The sequence below is a fragment of the Massiliimicrobium timonense genome (genome assembly GCF_002160865.1).
GTDB lineage: Bacteria > Bacillota_I > Bacilli_A > Erysipelotrichales > Coprobacillaceae > Allocoprobacillus.
The window spans coordinates 1-718 of record NZ_NFLJ01000104.1 but is presented as its reverse complement, the minus strand read 5'-3'; the positions used below and the strand labels follow the sequence as shown (position 1 = coordinate 718).

Genomic DNA, 718 nt, shown 5'->3' with positions numbered 1-718 from the left:
AACTTATTATCATCAACAATACTATAAGGAAAATAATAACTTCAATTATAATTATACTAATTTTTAAAAATTTATTCATAGATTATCTCACTTTCAAATTAGGATTTGTTGACTATGCTTTGGACTTACTTGTTACTTCATCCCCACTTAGGATTACCCATCAACATATCTATTACATGATGTCTTTCCCATACAGCAGCAATTTCTAAATTCTTACATTCATCATATGAACATGAACGAATTTCGCCTTTATAGTATATGCTCCTTTTTCCTGTTATTTTATCAATAACGCATTTAGGGGGAGCCCATGCCTCGTCCGCATTTTTAAAGCCTTTATGTCCTACTACTTTCCACTTCCCATCGCACAATAAATCCTCATATACACATATAAAACGATAATAGCTTACCGTATCCGGTAATTCAGAAATATCATTATAAATACCGCAGTAAATTGCCAAAGTATATTCTTTAAACAGTCGTCCATATGCGTTTTTTCCATTAGGAAGAGGTATTTCATAAATATCGCCAAGTTTTAACTTCTTCTTCATTCCGCATCTTCCTCATATCTCTTTTTCTAATTCAGTGGTATACAATTCAATAAATTACTATTTATTAAACAAATCACTAAATTGTAATTTTAGTGAATAGTAACTTAATTTTCTTTTTTATTAAACATATGGCGTACTTTATCTATTCGATTATTTGGTCTACGTGATTG

At 29.9% G+C, this 718-nt stretch carries 1 protein-coding gene; it reads right to left on the bottom strand.

All coding sequences use genetic code 11. The features are described from left to right. Positions 1-137: 137 nt before the first annotated feature. Positions 138-548 (bottom strand): Imm26 family immunity protein, encoded by a 411-nt coding sequence (locus B5E75_RS14350; RefSeq protein WP_087360631.1) that lies wholly within the window; start codon positions 546-548, stop codon positions 138-140. Positions 549-718 lie beyond the last annotated feature (170 nt).

Excerpts from the sequence above, each read along its gene's own strand:
- B5E75_RS14350 (WP_087360631.1), bottom strand. The coding sequence starts at position 548 with ATGAAGAAGAAGTTAAAACTTGGCGATATTTATGAAATACCTCTTCCT.